This window comes from Salinivibrio socompensis S35, assembly GCF_000513715.1.
Lineage (GTDB): Bacteria > Pseudomonadota > Gammaproteobacteria > Enterobacterales > Vibrionaceae > Salinivibrio > Salinivibrio socompensis.
Genome location: NZ_AQOD01000218.1, coordinates 1 through 1456, shown reverse-complemented (window position 1 = coordinate 1456; position 1456 = coordinate 1). Strand labels below are relative to the sequence as shown.

Below are 1456 nucleotides of genomic sequence, written 5' to 3'. Positions count from 1 at the left end.
GCACTTTCAAGCGAATACAGTCAGAAATCGAAATGTCCTGTCTACCGTCCGGTTAGGTATGGAAGTCCTCAGGCGACCAGACTACGAAATTATAACTCAACACCTCTTAGCTGCGGCTGTGGTTCTAGCCCAGCAGCTCTTAAAAGAGGGCTATGCATTGGCGGATTTATGAGGGGATCTCTCAGCGCGTGGCGACTTTAGTGCAAAATTGAAATTCAGGGTTTACAGTGTGTTTTTTGAGTTCGGTGGTGCGTTGTCAACCCCTTAGCCGGGCGTTAGTTGCTCAGATATCATTAAATACAGGTGAATCCTTTGTTAGTTGAAGAAATTATAGATCTTACATGCCAAGTATTTTCAACGATCGTCGACGATCTAAATGATGGCTTGTATAAAGATATTAATGGTGAAATATCTGTAAGCTGGAGTACGAAAGAAGTTTTCTATGCTTGGGCTGCTGTCGACATTGCAGATGAAAATACGCCCAAACATTATGTAGGGTTAACATATGAAACGGCTGTACTACTATACAGAGATGTAGAAAGTTACTTCAAATATATTGAAAGTGGCATTGACAATGACAAGTTCGATATCATATTTCAAGACTTTGATTATCCAGAAGTTTTGTCATCTGAATCCTCTTTAGAAGATTGCAAAAAAAACATGTTCATTAGTGGTATTACGTGGTTGTTTTTCCATGAATTAGGTCATTTGGTTCAAGAGCATGGCAAAGTAAGACAAGAGTATGGCGGTGGTGTTGGTATGGACATCGTCGATTGCGCAGCGAGTGAGAATGGAGGGTGTTCAATATTCTGTGTCAGCTAAAAATCATAGCGCGATGTGATCATCCAGTCGACCCTCAAAATGGATTGCCAACTGCGACAGTGTGAGGTTCCAATTCTGCACCGGATGTGTCCATCGCTCAGACGCTTTTAGTATCCCTGCATACAATAATTTCAGCAAACTATTTTCGTTTGGAAAGCCCCCTTTGGTTGTAAGCGGTTAATAAACCGGTGAGCGCCTACTCGACATCACTGAGTTCCACACACCACGGCATCAGATCTGACATATCGTCCGATGGCGAGCGCTTAGGTAATTCAGTGAACAGGTGCCGGAAGTAATAATAGGGATTGATGTCATTGGCACGGCATGTCATCACCAAGCTATACAGATTGGCACTCGCTTTTGCACCACCGACAGATGTCGAGAACATCCAGTTCTTTCGACCCGTGGCGAACGGGCGGATGTCTCGCTCTGTCACATTGTTATCGATGCTAATGCGGCCATCTTCCAGATAGGTCAGCAGCTTGGGCCACTGATTTTTCGCATACGTGATGGCTTGGCCTAAGGCGCCTTTGGGTAACACATGCAGGCTATCAAGCCAGCGTTAAAGTCATTTAACAGGGGCAGACTTTCTTGCTGTCTGAGTTGTTGCCGGGCCTCGGCCGATAAGTGTTTC

Annotated in this window: 1 protein-coding gene and 3 pseudogenes; 2 read left to right on the top strand and 2 right to left on the bottom strand. The window is 44.6% G+C overall.

Going from position 1 to position 1456, the window contains the following annotated elements; translation table 11 throughout:
• Positions 1-172, top strand: a pseudogene (locus tag DZ54_RS26545) (IS4 family transposase); the annotation flags it as partial.
• Between the two features lie 140 nt (positions 173-312).
• On the top strand, positions 313-822 hold the full coding sequence (locus DZ54_RS0117090; protein WP_025675425.1) for a hypothetical protein: 510 nt from the start codon (positions 313-315) through the stop codon (positions 820-822).
• Between the two features lie 3 nt (positions 823-825).
• Here the strand turns inward: DZ54_RS0117090 and DZ54_RS24545 are convergent.
• Both DZ54_RS24545 and DZ54_RS0117085 read right to left on the bottom strand, forming a co-directional pair.
• A pseudogene (locus tag DZ54_RS24545) lies at positions 826-990 on the bottom strand (IS256 family transposase); the annotation flags it as partial.
• A gap of 28 nt (positions 991-1018) precedes the next feature.
• Positions 1019-1456: pseudogene (locus DZ54_RS0117085) on the bottom strand (IS66 family transposase); the annotation flags it as partial.